At 38.6% G+C, this 21,205-nt stretch carries 17 protein-coding genes and 1 pseudogene; 8 read left to right on the forward strand and 10 right to left on the reverse strand.

Going from position 1 to position 21,205, the window contains the following annotated elements:
* Nucleotides 1-23 precede the first annotated feature (23 nt).
* From xylA to VYM24_RS18200, 3 genes are all read right to left on the reverse strand, one after another.
* Nucleotides 24-1,340, reverse strand: a complete 1,317-nt coding sequence (gene xylA, locus VYM24_RS18190) for a xylose isomerase (RefSeq protein ID WP_330940577.1) — start codon at nucleotides 1,338-1,340, stop codon at nucleotides 24-26.
* 93 nt (nucleotides 1,341-1,433) lie between these two features.
* On the reverse strand, nucleotides 1,434-2,924 hold the full coding sequence (locus VYM24_RS18195) for a xylulokinase (protein WP_044271095.1): 1,491 nt from the start codon (nucleotides 2,922-2,924) through the stop codon (nucleotides 1,434-1,436).
* A 98-nt stretch (nucleotides 2,925-3,022) separates the two neighbouring features.
* Nucleotides 3,023-3,754: an NUDIX hydrolase gene (locus VYM24_RS18200; protein ID WP_118464887.1), complete on the reverse strand. Its 732-nt coding sequence runs from the start codon at nucleotides 3,752-3,754 to the stop codon at nucleotides 3,023-3,025.
* Nucleotides 3,755-4,327: 573 nt separating this feature from the next.
* On the opposite strand from VYM24_RS18200, the gene fabD reads away from it, so the two are divergent.
* Complete coding sequence (gene fabD, locus VYM24_RS18205) at nucleotides 4,328-5,215, forward strand: ACP S-malonyltransferase (protein ID WP_007214093.1); 888 nt, start codon at nucleotides 4,328-4,330, stop codon at nucleotides 5,213-5,215.
* A gap of 254 nt (nucleotides 5,216-5,469) precedes the next feature.
* A complete protein-coding gene (locus VYM24_RS18210; RefSeq protein ID WP_408912618.1) occupies nucleotides 5,470-5,997 on the forward strand; it encodes a hypothetical protein in 528 nt (175 codons plus the stop codon).
* Nucleotides 5,998-6,840: 843 nt separating this feature from the next.
* On the opposite strand, the gene VYM24_RS18215 is transcribed toward VYM24_RS18210, so the two are convergent.
* Nucleotides 6,841-7,362, reverse strand: a complete 522-nt coding sequence (locus VYM24_RS18215; RefSeq protein ID WP_330940578.1) for a GNAT family N-acetyltransferase — start codon at nucleotides 7,360-7,362, stop codon at nucleotides 6,841-6,843.
* A gap of 24 nt (nucleotides 7,363-7,386) precedes the next feature.
* Nucleotides 7,387-7,782, reverse strand: a complete 396-nt coding sequence (locus VYM24_RS18220) for a WG repeat-containing protein (protein ID WP_330940579.1) — start codon at nucleotides 7,780-7,782, stop codon at nucleotides 7,387-7,389.
* A gap of 245 nt (nucleotides 7,783-8,027) precedes the next feature.
* On the opposite strand from VYM24_RS18220, the gene VYM24_RS18225 reads away from it, so the two are divergent.
* Entirely contained in the window at nucleotides 8,028-8,600 is a 573-nt protein-coding gene (locus tag VYM24_RS18225; protein ID WP_044271107.1) for a DNA-3-methyladenine glycosylase I, read from the forward strand.
* A gap of 67 nt (nucleotides 8,601-8,667) precedes the next feature.
* Here VYM24_RS18225 and VYM24_RS18230 read toward each other — a convergent pair whose 3' ends face one another.
* Nucleotides 8,668-9,333 (reverse strand): DUF4476 domain-containing protein, encoded by a 666-nt coding sequence (locus VYM24_RS18230; protein WP_330940580.1) that lies wholly within the window; start codon nucleotides 9,331-9,333, stop codon nucleotides 8,668-8,670.
* A 450-nt stretch (nucleotides 9,334-9,783) separates the two neighbouring features.
* Between VYM24_RS18230 and VYM24_RS18235 the strand changes: the two genes are divergently transcribed.
* Complete coding sequence (locus VYM24_RS18235) at nucleotides 9,784-10,380, forward strand: sugar O-acetyltransferase (protein WP_029428045.1); 597 nt, start codon at nucleotides 9,784-9,786, stop codon at nucleotides 10,378-10,380.
* A gap of 92 nt (nucleotides 10,381-10,472) precedes the next feature.
* On the opposite strand, the gene VYM24_RS18240 is transcribed toward VYM24_RS18235, so the two are convergent.
* A complete protein-coding gene (locus tag VYM24_RS18240; RefSeq protein ID WP_330940581.1) occupies nucleotides 10,473-11,033 on the reverse strand; it encodes a flavin reductase family protein in 561 nt (186 codons plus the stop codon).
* A gap of 6 nt (nucleotides 11,034-11,039) precedes the next feature.
* Nucleotides 11,040-11,330: pseudogene (locus VYM24_RS18245) on the reverse strand (flavodoxin); the annotation flags it as partial.
* 368 nt (nucleotides 11,331-11,698) lie between these two features.
* Here VYM24_RS18245 and VYM24_RS18250 point away from each other — a divergent pair.
* Complete coding sequence (locus VYM24_RS18250; protein ID WP_330940582.1) at nucleotides 11,699-12,298, forward strand: CPBP family intramembrane glutamic endopeptidase; 600 nt, start codon at nucleotides 11,699-11,701, stop codon at nucleotides 12,296-12,298.
* An 85-nt stretch (nucleotides 12,299-12,383) separates the two neighbouring features.
* Here the strand turns inward: VYM24_RS18250 and VYM24_RS18255 are convergent, their stop codons facing one another.
* Nucleotides 12,384-13,481, reverse strand: a complete 1,098-nt coding sequence (locus VYM24_RS18255) for a 6-bladed beta-propeller (protein ID WP_299095703.1) — start codon at nucleotides 13,479-13,481, stop codon at nucleotides 12,384-12,386.
* A gap of 395 nt (nucleotides 13,482-13,876) precedes the next feature.
* Here VYM24_RS18255 and VYM24_RS18260 point away from each other — a divergent pair, with 395 nt between their 5' ends.
* Genes VYM24_RS18260 through VYM24_RS18270 form a run of 3 tightly spaced genes read left to right on the forward strand, consistent with a single transcriptional unit; the run spans nucleotide 13,877 to nucleotide 20,095 of the window.
* A complete protein-coding gene (locus VYM24_RS18260; protein ID WP_330940583.1) occupies nucleotides 13,877-15,820 on the forward strand; it encodes a site-specific DNA-methyltransferase in 1,944 nt (647 codons plus the stop codon).
* 3 nt (nucleotides 15,821-15,823) lie between these two features.
* Nucleotides 15,824-19,012 (forward strand): type III restriction-modification system endonuclease, encoded by a 3,189-nt coding sequence (locus VYM24_RS18265; protein WP_299095697.1) that lies wholly within the window; start codon nucleotides 15,824-15,826, stop codon nucleotides 19,010-19,012.
* Nucleotides 19,013-19,030: 18 nt separating this feature from the next.
* A complete protein-coding gene (locus VYM24_RS18270; RefSeq protein WP_299095694.1) occupies nucleotides 19,031-20,095 on the forward strand; it encodes a hypothetical protein in 1,065 nt (354 codons plus the stop codon).
* 233 nt (nucleotides 20,096-20,328) lie between these two features.
* Here the strand turns inward: VYM24_RS18270 and VYM24_RS18275 are convergent, their stop codons facing one another.
* On the reverse strand, nucleotides 20,329-21,057 hold the full coding sequence (locus VYM24_RS18275) for a nitroreductase family protein (protein ID WP_299095691.1): 729 nt from the start codon (nucleotides 21,055-21,057) through the stop codon (nucleotides 20,329-20,331).
* Nucleotides 21,058-21,205 lie beyond the last annotated feature (148 nt).

A 21,205-nucleotide genomic window follows, 5' to 3' on the forward strand; every position in this document is an offset into this window, starting at 1 on the left:
ATCACCCTACCACCTTTATTATATTAGCAATACATATTCACGATTGCTTCATACAATTCTTGCTTACCGCTGGTTTGCTTCGGTTCGCCGTTAGCTTTCGCATAAGCTACAACATCTTCCAAAGACAATTTGCCTTCTTCGAATTCCTTACCCTTGCCACCGTCGAATGATGCGTAACGGTCAGCCAACATTTTCTTATAAGGAGATTCTTCCAGTAATTTAGCTGCACTTTCCAGAGCACGTGCCATAGCATCCATACCTGCAATGTGAGCGATGAAGATATCTTCCAGGTCGGTAGAGTTACGACGGGTCTTAGCGTCGAAGTTAGTACCGCCATTGCCCAAACCACCGTTGCGGATGATCTGCATCATAGCCTGAGTTAGTTCGTAGTTATCGATAGGGAATTGGTCAGTATCCCAACCGTTCTGGTAGTCACCACGGTTAGCATCAATAGAACCCAACATGCCGTTGTCAACAGCTACAGCCAGTTCGTGTTCGAAAGTATGGCCAGCCAATGTTGCGTGATTAACCTCGATGTTTACTTTGAAATCTTTATCCAAACCGTGAGCTTTCAGGAAGCCGATAACAGTTTCAGTATCTACGTCATACTGATGTTTTGTCGGTTCCATCGGTTTCGGCTCAATCAGGAAAGTACCTTTGAAGCCACGAGCACGTGCATAGTCACGAGCGATAGTCAACATCTTTGCAAGGTGTTCTTTTTCACGTTTCTGGTCAGTGTTCAGCAAAGACATGTAACCTTCGCGACCGCCCCAGAACACATAGTTCGTGCCACCCAGTTCGATAGTAGCGTCAATAGCGTTCTTGATCTGAACAGCAGCGCGTGCTACAACGTCGAAATCAGGATTGGTAGCAGCACCGTTCATATAACGTGCATGACCGAATACGTTAGCAGTACCCCACAACAGCTTGATATCAGTTTCAGCCTGTTTTTCTTTTGCATAAGCTACGATAGCTTTCAGATTAGCTTCATATTCTTCGATGCTTGCACCTTCAGAAATCAGGTCTACATCGTGGAAGCAATAGTATTCGATACCCATCTTCTGCATGAATTCGAAACCTGCATCCAATTTATTTTTAGCTGCTTGCAAAGCGTCAGAGTCACCATTCCAAGGGAATTGTTTCGTTCCACCACCGAATTGGTCACCACCTTCTGCGCAGAGAGTGTGCCACCAAGCCATAGCAAACTTCAACCAATCTTTCATCTTCTTACCCATGATTACCTTCTCAGCATCGTAGTAACGATATGCCATCGGGTTCATACTCTCTTTACCTTCGAATTTAATCTTTCCTATTCCGGGAAAATACTCTTTTGTTGCCATAATTTTAATTGAATTTTAAAGGGTTAATTATGTTTTGATTGTTAACTGTATTACTTTAATTCCCCTCGTTTTCAAAGGAGAATTAAGTTGGCATTATTTTGCCATTGATTTTTCCAAACGATGTTTCCAGCGTGCATAAGCATCTGCATATTCCTGGCGCTTAGCCTGATTAGGCTCGATAACATCCAGTTTTTCCAGCGTTGCGAATGCCTCGTTATTATCTTTATAGATACCTGCACCGATACCTGCTCCCTTGGCTGCACCTACCGAACCATCCGTATCGTACAGTTCGATCACAGCTCCCGTCACACCTGCCAGCGTATCGCGGAAGATGGAGCTAAGGAACATATTTGCATGGCCTGCATGGATTTTCTGTACAGGGATGCCCATACCTTCCATAATATCTATACCATACTTGAATGAGAATACAATGCCTTCCTGAGCTGCACGCACAATGTGTTGCTTGCTATGCAGATTGAAGTTCAAACCACGGATAGAGCAGTTGATCTCTTTATTTTCGAGCATGCGTTCCGCACCGTTACCGAAGGGCAGAATACTGATACCTGCACTACCGATAGGAGCTTGTGATGCCAGTACATTCATTTCATTGTAAGAGATGCCTTCGGGAGCAATCGTACGTTTCACCCAAGAATTAAGAATACCCGTACCATTGATGCAAAGCAACACACCCAGACGGGTTTGTTCGTCCGTATGGTTTACGTGAGCGAATGTATTTACGCGTGATTTCGGATCATAGTTCACTTCACCGTTCACACCATATACAACACCCGAAGTGCCTGCTGTAGAAGCTATTTCTCCCGGATTGAATACATTCAGTGAAAGAGCGTTATTCGGTTGGTCACCTGCACGATATGTGATCGGTGTACCTTCCTTTAATCCCAATTCTTTTGCTGCGGCAGCATTCACACGGCCTTGTTCGGAGAATGTGGGTTTGATGTCCGCAATCAGAGAGTTATCGAAACCATAATAATCCATCAGGAAGTCGGCTACACGATTGTTTTTGAAATCCCAGAACATGCCTTCCGAAAGTCCGGAAACAGTGGTACAGATTTCACCGCTCAACTTCATGGCGATGTAATCACCCGGCAACATAATCTTATAAATCCGTTCGTAGATGGCCGGTTCGTTTTCCTTTATCCATGCCAGTTTAGAGGCAGTGAAGTTACCCGGAGAGTTCAACAGATGTGAGAGACATTTCTCTTCTCCCAGCGTTTCGAAAGCTTTCTGTCCGTAAGGCACAGCACGCGAGTCACACCAGATTATAGAAGGACGCAGCACATTCTGGTCTTTGTCCACACATACCAATCCATGCATCTGATAAGAGATACCGATTGCCTTGATTTCACCTGCGTTTGCACCCGATTCATTCATGACAGCCTGTGTGGCAAGCTTCAGATTTTCCCACCAGCTTTCGGGATTTTGTTCCGCCCAACCCGGTTTAACTGCAATGATTGCCGCCTCTGTCTTCGGAAAGAAAGCAGAAGATACACATTTGCCGGTTTCGGCGTTTACCAGGCTCGCTTTTACGGACGAGCTTCCAATGTCATAGCCTAATAAATACATGCTTTTAATTTATGATTTTTGATTTATGATTTATTTTGTTTGAAATTTATGCCCTTTGATCTATGATTTATTCCGCTTATGATGAATCATAAATCTCTTCATCTTCTTACCTTATTATATATCTTCTTATCGAATCGATAATAGCGTGCGGCACGGTGGGCAACTCCCTGTTGTTTTTCCTCCAATGGAACAACGTATTCCATCATCGCTATTTTCTTGTGGAAGTTCCGCACATCAATAGGCTTGCCATATATTAATTCATATAAAGTACGCAGTTGTGATGCCGTAAACTTACGGGGAAGCAGATCGAACAAGGCCGACGGATTAATCTCCACGTACTGGCGGATATATACCAATGCTTCTTTAATAATCAGATTATGGTCGAAAGCCAATGCCTTAATATCTTGCAGTGCCACCCAATATGCTTCGAAATCAGCCAGATTCCGGCTCAGTGCCCGGTCTATCTTCACCAATGACAGGTAAGCGATAGTAACGATACGCTCCACCTTCGATTCCATGGCCCGTTCCAGCCAATGAATGTCTTTCGGGTCCTTCGTCCGGTTTTTGGAACCGAATGCCTTGAACTGCATCAGGTTGACGTTCTTCAATCCTGTCAGTTCGTTCAATACACGCTGTGCGGCTTCATCCAGATCTTCATCCATATAGATCAGGCTTCCGGGAAGCTTCATATCGTGAAAAATTTCACCTTGCTCCTCACCTACACGTTTTATCAAGAGAACCTTTAATTGTTCTCCGTCAAAGCCAATCACTACACAGTCTACTGAGATATGATTGTTTGCCAATGGGGTTTTATGTTCCATGTTTTGCATAATATCCATGTTTAAGCGCTGCAAATATAAACAGGTTTTTTTGAATATACAAGCAAGTAAAACTCATTTTTATTATGTTGTAAAGCATTATTTTTCAATATAATACATATCGTACTTATTACAATATCAAAACATAGCCTTATCGTTGAAAATACAATATGTATTATTGATAAACAGTAGAATTAGCTAATTGTAGGAAGTACAATAAGAGTAAAGTGCTTTATTCTTAAGGATTTTAGTATCTTGTGCAAGAAATAAAAATGTGGGCTCTTATTGTATTTTTACACGCCATCTCCGTAGTATCTCCATATCAACTCTATATCAACTCCGTGTCAAGTCCGTACCTGCTCCGTATCAAGTCCGTATCAGCACTTATCCTATAGACACGGAGCAGGTACGGACTTGACACGGCTCTGATACGGAGATTGTGCGCAAGGAACTCCTTTAAACACTGTAACTCTCGTCCCCGGTTTCGGTAGTATTGCACAAAAATCCTTCATTTGTGCGGTCAATATCAGAAAAAGCTATACCTTTGCACCACTTTTTTTAATTAACTACTAAAACAAGAACAGTATGAAAGCATTTGTATTTCCGGGTCAAGGTGCCCAATTCGTAGGAATGGGAAAAGACTTGTATGAAAACTCCGCTTTAGCAAAAGAATTGTTTGAAAAAGCCAATGATATCCTGGGATATCGCATTACGGATATTATGTTCAACGGTACGGACGAAGACCTGCGTCAGACGAAGGTAACTCAACCTGCCGTATTCCTCCACTCCGTTATCTCCGCACTTTGTATGGGTGATGATTTTAAACCTGAAATGACTGCCGGTCACTCATTGGGCGAATTCTCTGCTCTGGTTGCTGCCGGTGCATTGAGTTTCGAAGATGGATTGAAGCTGGTTTATGCTCGTGCCATGGCCATGCAGAAAGCTTGCGAGGCACAACCCTCTACAATGGCGGCTATCATTGCCCTCTCCGATGAAAAAGTAGAAGAAATCTGCGAGCAAGTAACCGCTGAAGGTGAAGTTTGCGTTGCAGCCAACTATAACTGTCCGGGACAGATCGTAATTTCCGGTTCTATCGAGGGCATCAACAAGGCATGCGAACTGATGAAGGCTGCCGGAGCGAAACGTGCTTTACCATTAAAGGTAGGCGGTGCTTTCCACTCTCCACTGATGAATCCTGCAAAAGTTGAATTGGAAGCAGCTATCAACGCTACTGAAATCCACGCTCCCAAATGTCCGGTTTATCAGAATGTAGATGCATTGCCTCACACTGATCCGGAAGAGATCAAGAAGAATCTCGTTGCTCAGCTGACTGCTTCTGTACGCTGGACACAGACTGTTAAGAATATGGTTGCTGATGGTGCTACAGACTTCACAGAATGTGGCCCAGGTGCTGTACTGCAAGGTCTGATCAAGAAGATTGCACCGGAGGTATCTGCTCACGGTATTGCATAATCCTTAAATACAAAATATTTGTAAGGGCTGTCTTTTTAACCAAAGACGGCCCTTTATTTTGTAATCATACTATCCGCATTCAGAATAGGAAAATAAACAGCATCTCAACAAAACTTTTTCATGTAAGTATGAAAGTTCTACATTCAACTTGCATTATCTTTAGATAAGATAAGCTGCATCTCAGCATAACTTTTTCATGCAAGCATGAAAGTTCTGCGTTCGATTTGCATTATCTTTGCAAAAACATGCATGATATGGAGAAAATCGACGAATACAGAAACACCCTTGCAATGCCTCTTTGCAAACTATCAATAGATAAGCTGGTGCAGGAAATATGCCTGCATCCGGAATACCTTAAAGATATATACCAGTTGATTTCCGATGATAAAATCGTCGTTTCATGGCGGGCTATATGGGCATGTGAAAAAGTAAGTGAGAAGCATCCCGGCTGGTTTGTTCCATTGCTGGATGATATTATTCAGCGATTATTGGTCTGCCAACATGATGGTTCCAAACGGTTGTTGCTGTCTATATTATATAATGTACCTGCATCTGATCCTGTCTCTGTCGATTTGCTAAATTATTGCCTGGATCACATGTTGGCCCCACAAGAAAGTATCGGTGTGCAGGCATTATCTATCAGAATGGCTTACCAGCTTTGCAAGTCTGAGCCGGAACTTTTGAAAGAGCTGCAACTCATATTAGAGAATGCAGATACCGAATATTACTCCACAGGCGTTAAGACTACCATACGGAATATCCTAAAAAAGATAAATAAATAATTGAAGTTTCGCAAGTTATGATATTCAGGAGTTAAAATCAGCTATAAAACAAATTAAATCCAATAACTATAACAAGCAATGTCATGATGCAAAACTAGCAATCTTGTAATGCGGAATATTGCTAGTTTTGCATCATGACATTGCTTGTTATGTTCCGTTTAAGGCTTCCGGGTGGGTTACCGTATTATTTTTCGCAGACTATTCTTGAAAAAGTATAACAATATTAAGACCAATAAAAGGCTTATTAGGGGTCAAAATAGGTTCAGGGTCACTTATAACCCTATTTATAGGTCATTTTTATTTGTATTAGCCAATATAATGCTAATATACAGACTGTTGACTTTTTTAGACTTTTGCAAAAAACGTATTTCAGTAGATTTGGAATATTACAATTCGAACAAGCCTTAAATAGGTAAATATTTAATACAGAAAGTAAAACAATAAAGCGGAAGTGATAAAGAGTGAATAATAAAATCTTTATTCCTTAGTAGTTTAGCACTATTACAGTATGTTTTATTTACATCTATTTTAAATATCTTATTCATTTAAGCAGGAATTGGGGGTATAAGTGACCCTGAACCTATTTTGACCCTTAAATAGTACACTTTTTGTCTTTTTTTTGAGGCATAACAGATTGATATACAATCATTAATCATCAGAGAATCATTTTGTCCATGAGTTCACTTCATACACGCTGTTTTAGAAGAAAGTAAGAACCGTCTTTCTGATTGTCAAAAGAAAAAATGCAACATGCGTTCGCGGTTAATTTATCACTTCAGCAAAAGTTAAGAAGTTAAGTTTCGTAGGTACTGTTTTCCACTCCTAATTTACAGGTAGTGTACCCTAAATTATTTTTCTGTAATCCCCATCACTTTTCTTCTTAAACCCATTGCTTAGCAGCACCTTTATTGAAGCCGTGTTTTCTTCGGAAGGGTCCGCCGCTATTTCACGTCCTTCCAATTCAATGATTTTTTCTTCCAACTTCCTGATAATCATTTTACCGATACCTCTATTCAGATACTCTTCTTCGCCAATCAAATATCCGATCTCGTACGTATGATTCTTTTCAGATATGTCTCCATACAAACTCTCAAAGTCGTGCCCTTCTTCCTCCAAGTCTTTCAAGAAAAAGCAATCAGCATAAAGACAATATCCGATCTTCTTATTCTTATAGTAAACAATAAAATGTTTCATAAAGTCATATTTACCATCTCTATTACTGACTTCGTCCAACCAAGCCTCCTTCTGTTCTTCCCCATCCGGACATAGCCATTTGTAAATATAATCTTTTCTCAACCATCTATCAAACCACAATATATCTTCGCCAAGCAGAGGCTTTAATACTATTTCGTCTGTATCAATCATAAATTCATGTATGTCATTTCATGTTTATTCAACCCGATTTCCTTTCACATCTATAAAGAAAGTTTCGCCGTTCAGCTTCACCTTTGCTTTGCCATCTTTATTAAAATAGCGGGCGTCATCATATATAAAAGGAATAACTTCTTTCCCTGTCTGATCTATAAAACCGCATTTACCCTCCATGCATACTGCTGCCAGCCCGGTTTTGGTAAATGACCATGCAGGATTATATATACATGGAATAACTTCTTTTCCCGTTTTATCTACATATCCCCACCAACCATTCTGCCGAACTAATGCCAATCCTACAGAAAAAGCATGGGCATAGTCATAGATAAACGGTACGACTTCTTCGCCTGTTGCAGCATCTAAAAAGCCCCATCTACCATTGTATTCCGTTGGCACTAATTTTTGTACTTTCATTTTTTGAGTATCCATAATAGTATAATCCGTTAAATATTGAATTGATAAATAAGAAATAGTTCAAGCCTGCTTTCTGCTGTAAAGATAGGAATTAAATTGAGACTGAGCGCAGAACTCAGTAATAAGGCTGGTGAATAGCAGTTTATCCAAGAAAAAGGAAGAAGCTGAAATAGAATAACTTATTAAAATTTGGCACGCTATTGTGAATAAACTATATTTGTACATTCATTATAAGTACTATAATTATGCAAGATTTTGTAAACGGACGCTGTGGTTGGTGCGGAACTGACGAACTGTATGTGAAATACCATGATCAAGAGTGGGGAAATTTAGTGACCGACGACAAGACACTGTTCGAGTTTCTTGTGCTGGAGAGCGCCCAGGCCGGATTAAGTTGGATAACCATCCTCAAAAAACGTGAGGGATATCGCAAAGCCTTTTGTGGTTTCGATGCCGAACAAGTAGCACAAATGACCGATGAAGATGTCGAGCGGCTGATGCATTTTGATGGTATCGTGAAGAACCGTCTGAAAATCAAATCTACCATCACAAATGCAAGGCTATTCCTCGCCATACAAAAGGAGTTCGGCAGTTTCTATGAATATACACTGTCGTTCTTTCCTGATAGAAAACCGATTATCAATACCTTTCAATCCTTGAGTGAGATTCCGGTATCATCTCCCGAATCCGATGCCATGAGCAAGGATATGAAAAAACGAGGATTCAAGTTCTTCGGATCTACGATCTGCTACGCCCATTTGCAGGCTGCGGGATTCGTCAACGATCATTTGGCGGACTGTATCTGTCGAAAAGGATAAATGACAGTATAACTTCATACAAAGTAAAAGGCGGTATTTCCTCGTATGGATTTACCGCCTTTTCATTTTACTTCTTTATTCCCAAAATACTTCTTGCTTTCTCTTCACTGGAGATAAAATCGAGTGCATTGATTATCTCGTCATAATTCTCCCGGTCGGAAATATTCGGAGCTAAGATTTTCAGGACTTCCAGTTTGTCATCATCAAACCGGTATATCGACATCATCCGCACACACTGCTTGCAATTCAATCCTCTGTTACCGATTCCGGCTTCTAATAATTCCAGTTGATCGTCTTTGAAAGGTTTGCCTTTCACTTTGTTGTAAAGCGACTGGAAATCCCTTTCGTCCATCCCTCTTCCACCATTAATGTGCGGGTGGGAGGAAGCGGTTCCACCACCTACTTCAATAGCAGGATATACAGCAACAGGCGGATGAGGAGCTGTGTTAAAAGAATCCATACCTACAACACACCCGTTTACGAAATCTATGACAATCGATGTAGTCACAGTAGATAAATTGTCACCGGCAACAAGTTTCACATACTCCCACTGCTCTGTTTCTTGGTCAAAACGGCGATATTGCGGTTTTCCAAGTATGGAAGAAACTTCTTTTTGGGTCATCCCTTTTTGGACACTCATCATGATGTCTTTACTTGATCCGATAATGCTGGCGCAGCTACTTATGCCAATCATAAATGCCAGTAGTGCTAATGTCAGTTTTATTGTTTTCATTGTATATATTGTTTTTAGTTTTTATGTTGCTACAAATATAAGTGGAGAAAAGCATATAATATTATCTTTTTCCCTATTATTTAGGGAGATTTCCCTATTATACCAATATTCACAGTGCTCCGAATTCTCTTCAAATCACGGGAAATAAGAGAACAATTCTGATGAAGCAGGAAATAAAAGAATACTACGATGCCGATGAATATGGAAGTACCTTTAAGCATGCATGTTTTGCTTGCAGTTTCCATCTTCATTTTATCCATCGCTATCGCGTATGCTTGCCTTAAACTGTATGACGAACCGGTACGTGAATGTCTGAAAAGGCGTTTTTTTGGAAAAAAAAGGTAAAACTATGGCGAAAAGTATCTTTTTCTTATCTTTGGCACATTAATATGATGAGTAAGTCATCTCCGTAATGACTTGAATGCTCTAAAAATTAGTAGATCTCAATATATGAAAACAGAATTAGAAAAGTGCTTAGCCGGAGAACCGTTTAATGGCGGTGACAAAGTATTGGCAGATATGACGCTGAATGCTAAAAGATTGTTGAAGCGGCTAAATGAAACGGACTATGCCGACACGGAACAGAGAAAGCGAATCTTTCATGATTTGTTCGGCAAGATGGGAGAACATGTTCACATCGATATTGATTTCCATTGCGAATACGGGAAGCATATTTTCATCGGTGACCAGGTTATCATCAATATGAACTGTACGTTTGTAGACAACAACATCATCGAGATAGGCGACAATGTGTTGATAGCGTCCAATGTACAGATATACACGGCTACCCACTCTACCAAATTACAAGAAAGAGTCGTGGCGGATTGGGAAGCAGGAGAAGGTATTTGCAAAACCTATGCACTCCCCGTGAGAATAAATGATGGAGCGTGGATTGGTGGTGGTGCAATAATCCTACCGGGAGTGACAATCGGGAAAAACAGTGTCATAGGTGCCGGCAGTATAGTAACCCACTCTATTCCTGACAACTGCGTAGCCGTAGGAAATCCTTGCAGGGTGATTAAACAAATTGATAATGAAGTAGTTTAACAGAACTATCACAATGTATCATTGATCTGTATTCCTCAAAGTATTTAAGCTATACTTTGAGGAATATTTTCTGTGAAGGACTGATTTTAGAATCATTTCAATGCCTTGCCATTCGAAAAAGCCTTACCCACCTTTTCGCCCACCTTCAGATAGTCGTTGTTAAACGGATCGAAGATGATGGGAGCTACTTTAGAAGCATCTACTTTTCCGTTTTCATCAAGTACACGCTCGTCTACACTTACATTTACGATCTCTCCACGTAAGATGCAGGTTTCGGGATTGTAATCTTTCAGTTTGCACTCCACCGCTACGGACAGTTCGTCAATCAGCGGAGCATCCACGAACTCCGAACGGGTAGCATGGAAGCCTGCACGGGCGAATTTGTCCGTTACCTTATTGCCGGAAACAATACCTACGTAATCGCAGGCAACAACTTGCCCCACTTCCGCCATACTTACTGTAAATGCTTTGCGCTTCAGGATATTCGCAGTGGTCTTGTGTCCTTCGCTGATGCAAATACTGATCTCTTTCATCTCACTGATACCGCCCCAAGCCGCATTCATAGCGTTTGGAAGTCCATTTTCATCATAAGCAGCGATGATAAACACCGGCTGCGGATAGGAAAAGGGTTTTGCTCCGTAATTCTTTCTCATACTAATTTATTTTTTAGTCCATTGTTTAATGTCTTCTTTGGTTGCACCGTTCAGCAGTTTGCCTTTCTGCCACTTCAGGTTGGAATAAGTCTTCTGCAACTCTTTTTCGGAATTGGAGATACTGCTTCCGCCCGATGTGGCAAACAGAATAACCGTCTTACCTGAAAAATCACCACTTTCTATAAAAGTATTAATGATTCTCGGAGCTAAATTCCACCAGATGGGAAAACCTATATAAACACTATCATAGTCCGCCAGGTTCACCGACTTGGAGCTTAAGGCAGGACGTGATATAGATTACTTTTCCGTAGCAAACGCTTCGATTCGGGAAGCATATTGCAATGATACAAAATTACGGAGTATTATCCAGTATGCAGGTATATAAATTACAGAATATATAACCAATATTACGGATAAAAGAAAAGGTGGGCATGTAAAATGTAAAAGCGGATTGTCCTTTCAATTTATTTTGTAATTTTACGAGCATTCTTTCAAAAGAAGTGTAATCTATAAATTCTACTGCTATGGATCGGTATCTAAAGAAATTCTGGGGCAATCATTTTCAATTTAATTGGAAATTAGGCGTATTTCTCATATTGTTATTCGGAATACCCCGTTTTATAATCGTTCTACAATCTTATGTAGACAGAAGTTACGGCACTGTTATGTTCGTATTTTTAAGCATGTGGATTATCCCGTTCATTCTTCTTACAAAGTATGGTCGGAAAGGCATAGGGCTTAAACGTCCCGCGCATTGGTGGAGAATAGGAGTTTCTTTCCTGTCTGGCGGAGTTATTTGCTTGGCCATATTCGGTTTATTTTCTTTTCTGTATGGACAATCTGTCGAAAACGCATTTGTATATATCGGGGGAAATAATCCCAGCAGTGGTATAACAGGAGATGATAAATTGTTGTACTTCACAATCGCTGTTATTCCAAGCATGATATTTAGTCCGATAGGCGAAGAATTCCTGTATCGAGGCATTATTCACGGGTGCTTTGTCCCTAAGTTCGGAGAGACAAAGGCTTCATACTTTGATTCACTGGCTTTTGCATTAACGCATGTAGCTCATTTTGGGATCGTTTATACATTGGAAACATGGTGCTTCTTGCCGATTCCTGCTTTGCTTTGGGTGTTTTCAATGTTTATAGTCAGCCAGGTATTTTTCAGATGCAAGCTATATTGTGATTCACTTTGGGGAGCAATTGCGGCACATTCGGGATTTAATTTCGTAATGATGTACGGTATATTCTATTTGTTATAATCATACTATAAAACTCCGCAGAGTGTAAAGTATGTATCTGGTATTGTAGAGATTATTCGAGGTTGGACTCGCAGGACACTATATTTCAGTTTTCTAAATCCACACAGAGCAATGTAGGATTCGAGTCATCCTCCTCACTGGCTAAGCCATATTGAGCCAATTTATCAATAGAAAGTAATGTATATGCCTTGTTGTTCCGGATAAGGGAAACAGGAGTATTTACAATTGCTTTCTCATTATAAGGCATGGCGTATCCTTTTTCCGAATGAGTCAGCAATTCCCCGCTATTTGTATCCCATAGTGTATAATGCCTGCTCTCATTCCAGAAGAAATCATAAAATAACAGGTCATTCACCAATAAAGCATTTTCCGCCTTGATGCAATATTTCCCTTCCGTAAGCATACGCTCAAGATCGCCATTCAAATCTGTCGGCATCTTCAGTCTGCCCTGATTGATGGCTACAACGGGAATGAGTTTTTCCTTTCTGCTGGCATACAGCGTATCATTAATCACAATACACACTTGGTCGTTTCCGTCTCTGAATCTGGGCACGATATACCCACCTGAAAAACCCATTACCGATTCAGCATCGAAAGGAAAGAAAGATTGTTTCATGTTCCAGTCCTTATCAAAGAAGGCTACTAAGTGCGATTTCTGATACTCTCTTTTGTAGGTTCCCCAATATCCGTTGGATACACCTATAAAGTTGGATATACTATCTTTGGGGTATTCGCTGACGAAAGTCCCGTCCGGCTTATATAATTTAGTCTTATTAGGAGTTGCAACATAAATCAACTCTTTTTCTTCATCAAAAAAGCGGGAAAAGATGTCGGCATATTCTTCAGGTCCATTTCCCTTCCTATCCATCACAGAAAGAAAAGAACCGTTTTCGGCATTAAAGAAATAAAAACTCGTCTTATCTCCGATAACTATGTACTTTGGAGTCACATTAAGCAGATACGCATTAGCACTCAACAGGCATTTATCATTCGTTTCCAGCCGGATCGTTTTCGGATTTTTGAAAAGAGACTGATATTGTGCCGAAGTGTAGTCCGCATCAAAGTGTTCGACGCCTTTATCTATATTGACTGTAGAAACCTGATCATGTGAACCTTTTTCTCCGGAGCAAGCCGTGAGAAGAAAAAGAGAAATACTGAGAAAGGAAATACAAGAGTGTCGCATATTGTTTTTTGTTACGTTGTAAGTTAGGCAAATTTATAAAAAAAACGAATATACAAGATGTTATCTCAGAAAAATGAGAAGAATAAAAAATGAAAAAATAAAAGTCGGAAAAACCAACCCAAATACTTGACTTCGTCTTTCTGATGTAGTATCTTTGTAGAGCTTTTAAAAACTGAATTTTAATATTAAACCTAAAACCTTACCAAATGGCAAAACTGATTCTTTCTTTCTCCGAATTGACCGGTATGTATTTCCCCAGTTGTTCTATTCCGAAAAATGCGGTAAGATCCTTACAACGAAGCATTAGAAGAGGAGTTGGAGAAGGTGGATAGTGTGAATTTTATATTCACTTCACCAACTTTCCGAACTTTATTAAATAATTTTTTAAGACATATATGAATAAACTAAGAATGCAAACAAAGAATCAGGCAGATGAGAACTTCACAAAACTCGCTGCACTGTTTCCAAATGCTGTGACGGAAACTATTGATATCAATGGTAACCTAGTTAGAGCTATTGATAAAGACATACTGATGCAAGAGATTTCTACATGTGTCGTAGAAGGTAGAGATGAACGTTACCAGTTCACTTGGCCAGACAAAAGAAAAGCTATTCTTGCTGCAAATGCTCCAAGTACGAATACGCTTCGCCCTTGTATAAAAGAAAGCTATGGAGACTTTAATACAACCGAAAATCTTTATATAGAAGGTGACAATCTTGAAGTTCTTAAACTCCTGCAAGAGAATTATTTGGATGCAGTCAAACTGATTTATATAGATCCACCTTATAATACAGGTAAAGAATTCGTGTATTCAGACAAATTTTCTCAGACTACATCAGAATATATGTTGCGTTCCGGCCAATATGATGAAGATGGAAATCAGCTATCTCCAAATATGGAGTCTAATGGACGCTTCCATACTGACTGGCTTAATATGATGTATTCTCGTTTAAAGATTGCTCGCAATCTACTTACAAAAGACGGTGTAATATTTATTAGTATTGACCAGAATGAGGTTGAGAATTTGAAAAAGATTTGTAATGAACTATTTGGATCAACAAATTTTGTTGGTGAAATTATTTGGCAATCGGCTACAGATAACAACCCTCGTCAAATATCAACAGAGCATGAGTACATTCTTTGTTTTGCAAAGGATGTGAATTTCCTTACCCCATGGTTTATTGAGTCTGACAAAGCTCAAAAGATTAATGAGCAATATAAATTGATAAAGCATAAAACCACTGACATTGCTGAACAGCAGAAACAATTACGCCAATGGATAAAAGCCAATGAGATAGATTTAAAGGGAGTATCTCATTACAACAATGTGGATGAACGTGGTGTGTACAGTAATTCCACAAATTCATCTAATACAAAACCTGGTGGTTATACATTTGATATCATTCACCCTGTTACTGGTAAACCGTGTGTGAAGCCTGCATTTGGTTGGCGCTGGACTGAAAAAACTTTCTGGGATTACGATAAGGTTGGTGATATTGAGTGGGGAAAAGATGAAACAACACAACCTCACGTTAAAAAGCGAATTGAGACTGTTAAAGAACAGTTTAAAAGTATATATTACGAAGATGGTAGAGCTTCAACCAAGCAACTAGAACAATTGCTTGGTGGCAAAAAAATATTTGATAATCCAAAATCTGTTCTTTTATTAAGTCGTATTATTGGTTTTGCAGCACCAGATGATGATTGTGTTATCTTGGACTTCTTCTCTGGCTCTGCAACAACTGCTCATGCTGTAATGGAGATGAATGCAAAAAATGGTACTCATAAAAAGTTTATCATGGTACAGTTGCAGGAGCCTACTGAACCAGCAAGTAAGGCAGGTTTCAAAAATATTTGTGAGATAGGAAAAGAACGTATACGACAAGCATCTAAGATGCTAAAAGAAACATACCCCAATGCTTCGTTTGATGCTGGTTTTCGTGTGTTAAAACTAGATTCAAGTAACATGCAGCAAGTATGGTATACTCCTAACGATTATGTTGCACAGAACTTATTTGAATCTACTGTTGATAATGTAAAACTAGACAGAACAGCTGATGATTTATTATTTCAGGCTATGTTGGAATTAGATTGTCCTCTCTCAAGTAAAATTGAGACAACTATTATTCATGGTAAAACTGTATATTCAGTTGCAGATGGTTATATGATGGCTTGTTTTGAACCGGGAGTTACTGATGAAGTTATTTCTGAAATAGCTCAAAGCAAACCATATTATTTTGTAATGCGAGATAATTGTATGGCAAACGATAGTGTTGCTGTTAACTTTGAACAGTTATTTAAGTCATATAGCCCTGATACCCATCTTAAGGTATATTAAATAATGAAAGAAATGAAATTTAATTTTAAGATACAACCATATCAAACTGACGCTGTTGAAAGCATCGTTGGTGTTTTTGCTGGCCAACCAAAATTCGACGAGACCAGTGATAACACTATCTATGCGAGAGATTTTGGGAAAAAGGTAAAGACAGTTTCTAAAGAAGAAATTCAAGCTCTCCAGTTGCATTTTAATGATTTGGGAGATAGTATTGATGTATCAGATGCTGAAGAGCAGCTGGATGCAGCTGGATATCGTAATGCAGATATAGTTTTATCTGATCAGCAACTACTTGAGAACATTAATACAATTCAAGCTCAGCAGAATATATATAAGTCGTCAAAACTATTTTCAGACATAGGGCGTGTATCTTTGGATGTTGAAATGGAAACAGGTACAGGTAAAACTTACGTGTATGTGAAGACCATGTTTGAGTTAAATAAGCAGTACGGATGGAGTAAATTTATCGTAGTAGTACCTAGCATTGCTATACGTGAAGGTGTAAAGAAGTCTATGGAAATGACTGTTGAGCATTTCATGGAACATTATGGCAAGAAAGCAAGATTTTTCATTTACAATAGTAGTAACTTGAATGCATTAGATAAATTCTCAAGTGATGCAGGAATAAATGTGATGATTATAAATACCCAAGCATTTGCCACCTCAATGAAAAAGGATGCAAAGAATAAAGAAAGTCGTATTATATACTCAAAACGTGATGAGTTTAATAGTCGTCGTCCTATAGATGTTATCAAGGTAAATCGTCCAATTGTAATTTTAGATGAGCCACAAAAAATGGGAGGTGCTGCTACCCAAACAGGAATCAAGAATTTTAACCCTCTTTTTTTGATCAACTACTCGGCTACTCATAAAAATCATCACAATGAGGTGTACGTTCTTGATGCTCTTGATGCATACAACAAAAAACTTGTAAAAAAAATCCAAGTAAAGGGTTTTGAAATACACAATCTTCGAGGTACTGATCGATATATTTTCTTTGAAAAGATTGTTGTTTCAAGTAATAAACCTCCTATGGCAAAATTAGAAATCGAAGTGCGCCAAGCAAATGGTGTTACTCGAAAAACTAAGCTTTTGAGTATAAGAGATAACTTGTATTTAGCATCAAATGGGTTACAACAGTACAAGAATGGATATACAATAAATAATATCGATCCTGATATTAACACAATTGAATTTGTAAATGGAGAAACAATGAAGACAGGAGATGTCGTTGGTGACATCTCTGAAAAGGATATGCGCCGTATTCAAATTCGTGAGACAATTCAATCTCATTTCGAAAAGGAGGAGGCGTTATTCCATAAAGGCATAAAGACACTTTCACTTTTCTTCATAGATCATGTTTCAATGTATCGTCAATATGATGAAGATGGAGAGGAATTTCTTGGAGAATATGGAAAAATCTTTGAAGAGGAGTATAATAATATACTTAATGATAAACTTAGATTATTTGGTTCAAGTGGTGATGAAGCTGAAAAGGATGACTATCAGATATATCTTTGTCGCTTTGATACTCATGATATTCATCGTGGATACTTTAGCGTTGATAAGAAAGGGCATAGTGTTAACAGTGAATTGAAAAAAGGCTCAGACATTTCAGATGACATTTCTGCATATGATCTTATCTTAAAAAATAAAGAGCGTCTGTTAAGTTTTGATGAACCAACACGCTTCATATTTTCTCATTCTGCATTACGTGAAGGATGGGACAATCCAAATGTTTTCCAGATCTGTACTCTCAAACATTCCGATAGTGCAACAACTAAGCGTCAAGAAGTTGGACGAGGATTACGCCTTGCAGTGAACAGCTCAGGAACCCGTATGGATGCACAGACTATAGGTGAAGATCTAGTTCACGAAATTAACAAACTCACTGTAATTGCAAGCGAAAGTTATACTACGTTTGTGACCGATTTACAAAAAGAGACAAGAGACGTTCTTTATGACCGTCCAACTAAAGCGACTACAGAATATTTTAAGGGTAAAATACTAAAGGTTGGCGAAAATATTATCACAATTGATGATCAACAGGCGGCAAGTATTATTTCTTACCTTGTAGACAACGACTATATCGATTCTAAAGGTGGTATTACAGAAGAATATCACAAAGCTACTATAAGTGGAACATTAGAACCATTACCCAAAAAACTCCGTGATATGGAAGAGCCGGTTCACAAACTCATTCAATCTATTTTTGATGAGCATGCTTTGGATGGTATGTTTGAAAATGGTCACAATACTACAATTGAAGATAACCCACTTAACGAAAACTTTTATAAAAAAGAATTTCAGGATTTATGGAAAAAGATTAATCATAAGTATGCATATACTGTAAGTTTTGACAGTGAAGAATTGATTAAGAATGCATCTGAGGCAATCAATAAAGATTTGCATGTTGCACAAGTAAGATATAGCATAACAACTGGACAACAAAATGAAACAATATCTCAGTTGCAAATTAAGAGTGGAACGACATTTAGTGGGGGCTCTTCACTTTCACAATTGAGAAATGCACATGCATGTACAACACCTTATGATTTGATTGGTGATATTGCCAAAGGAGCTACCTTAACACGAATAACAGCTAGTCGTATTTTGGGGAAATTAACTCCAGAGAAAAAAATGATGTTTGCGATTAATCCGGAAGAATTCATTACGAAGGTTATTAATCTAATTAAAGCTCAAAAAGCGACTATAATTATTGAGCATATTTCGTATAACCGTATTGAAGGTAAATATGATAGCTCTATTTTTACAGCAGAAAAACATAGTGCAGGTTATGATAAAGCTATTCGTGCAAAACGTCATATTACAGATTATGTGTTCACTGATGGAACTGCAAAAGATAGTATAGAAAAAACTTTTTGTCAAAGTCTTGAAAGTGCAGAGGAAGTTGCGGTATACGCAAAACTACCAAAGGGTTTTCATATTCCTACACCAGTAGGTAACTATTCTCCAGATTGGGCAATAGCATTCAAAAAAGGCACTGTGAAGCATATTTTTTTCATTGCAGAAACTAAAGGAACAATGGATTCAATGGAACTTCGTGCAATAGAGAAAGCTAAGATTAATTGTGCCAAGAAACTCTTCAATGAAATATCTACTGAGAATGTTAAATATCATGATGTAGACAGCTATGAGCATCTACTGGATGTGATGCAAACAATTAATTAATACCTAATCAAATTTATTATGGCATTTATAAATTACCGTAAGGAAACTTCTGAACGAAGTGATGCTACCAATTGGGCAAAGAAAATACTAATCGAAAAGACCGGCCTCTTCTTTGATGCCATTGAAGGATGTAACGAAAACAACAACAACGTTGTCACACATTTATTCGAACGTGCGAGAGTGGACTTTGTTCCAGGTGAATCTCTTGAAACAGATGTTCTTTCTGAAATAATATTATTAGAGACATCCGAAGTCCTACAGCGAAAAATTAACTTCGCAAATACCTTCAATTGCCCATTGACATATGTATTATATTGCAACGAAAAAGAAGCCGTATGGGTGTATACTATTTCTGATCTTATCACATGTAAATTCATTGTTTCATACAATACATATCATGCCTTCTCTGATTGGATCTCTACAATTAAGGGTTGGAGATCGACAAAACCATATCGTGAACGTGAAGATTTACCTTATTTTGATAAAGCTCTTAGACGTGCAGGATGTGCTTGGCCTACAAATATAGATTGTTTTGTTTCAAATCAATATTCTCAGCCAATTGCAATACTAGAATTTCAGAATGCAAATAACACTGAAGTTGCCATGCATTGCAATAATGATTTTTTCTTGGGAAAACATACACGAATTAACCAGCAGGGTTATATTCAATATGATAATGATGTAAGACGTTGGCAATCGCAAGAGATATTAAGAGTTCAATCTGGATTACGCTTGTTTATTATAACTTGGTCACAAAACTCTACAGATTTTATACTCAAAGAAGTCGAAGTTATTTCTTTTCCAGATCTTCCACTTAACAAAGATTGGACGAAACATAAAGAATATCAGCGTTTAATGCACAAAGTTGCTAACACGCGAGATCAAAGCAGTGCTCGTATAATTGCAAGTCAGTTTAGTACCTACAAATTAAGCTACGCTGCTCCTATAATGAATCAAGTATACAAATATCCGCCATTAAGTACAAAAGATAAATCATTTCCTTATATCTATTATAGATACAAGAATTTAGTTGAAGGTTTAGCCGATACTCTTCCAGATTTATTTCTAAAATTGATAGATTAAATATAGTAGTAATTTGAAATAATCCATGTATCGCATTGATATTTATAGGCTTCGGCTGACTTCTCACTACAAATCTTATTTCAACCACCCAAAGAAGTATATACTTAGGTGTCCGTAAGACCTCCCAGATATTTCCACTATTAGGGCTCATTCACTACTCACTTATAGACATACTGCATATCAGCACATTCACGTGCTGATGTGTGCATGGTTTGGAATCCCAAAGAACTGCTTTAGATTCTACGATAAACTCCATCAAACGGTACTCTGCACCGTTCTCCCCAGATTCCTTTATTTCCGTCCCGTATTCCACAGGGGATAACCATGTTTATTTCAGCACCACGAGGCAATTTCAGTATCCTTTTTAGCCGACGGCTATCCAAACCTTCCAAAGGACAAGTGTCATATCCTTCGTTTGCCATAGCAATCATAAACGTTTGGGCAGCGAGTGCACAAGATTTATGGGCAGTCACGCGCATATCATTTTCGGAAACTTCAAGCATCATCGGGCGAAAAATGCTGATGATGTTAACCAATAGTTTTCTGAATAATCCCAAAAATCCAAAGAAACGGGCATAAACAAACGGCATCAATTTGCCATAGTATAATTCCCGGTCTTTGATGCGTTTGGCCTGACGCTCTTTCGGACTGTAACGCCGGATATTCTCCCGTTCGAAGTCAAGTACAAACCGCGCATGCTTCCTGTACCAATCACGCCGTACCACGAAAACAACTATTTGTGAAGCTGTGGAAGTGGCTTTCTGATCGAGACAAGCTCTTGAAACCTTTGCCAGCAATTCGGGCTGAGTGATATGATAAAACTCCCATAACTGCATATCCGAGCTGTTGGGAGCTAATGTTGCCAATTCCAGATAATGTTTTATTCTTTCCGGATCTATCAGTTTCGTTTTATCGTAGGCTCGCACAGAGCGACGATAATGGAGGACTTCGTCTAAATTCATAATGCTGTAAATGTTATAATACTATTATACTTTTTCTTAGAGTTAAAAAACTTCAGGATACTTATAGAATTAATTCTATCTTAGTATAAGATTAAAACATCCCCATAAGCTAATTTTTCCTCAACTAACCGGACTTTTTGTGTAATCA

The sequence above is a fragment of the Bacteroides sp. MSB163 genome (genome assembly GCF_036416795.1).
GTDB lineage: Bacteria > Bacteroidota > Bacteroidia > Bacteroidales > Bacteroidaceae > Bacteroides > Bacteroides maternus.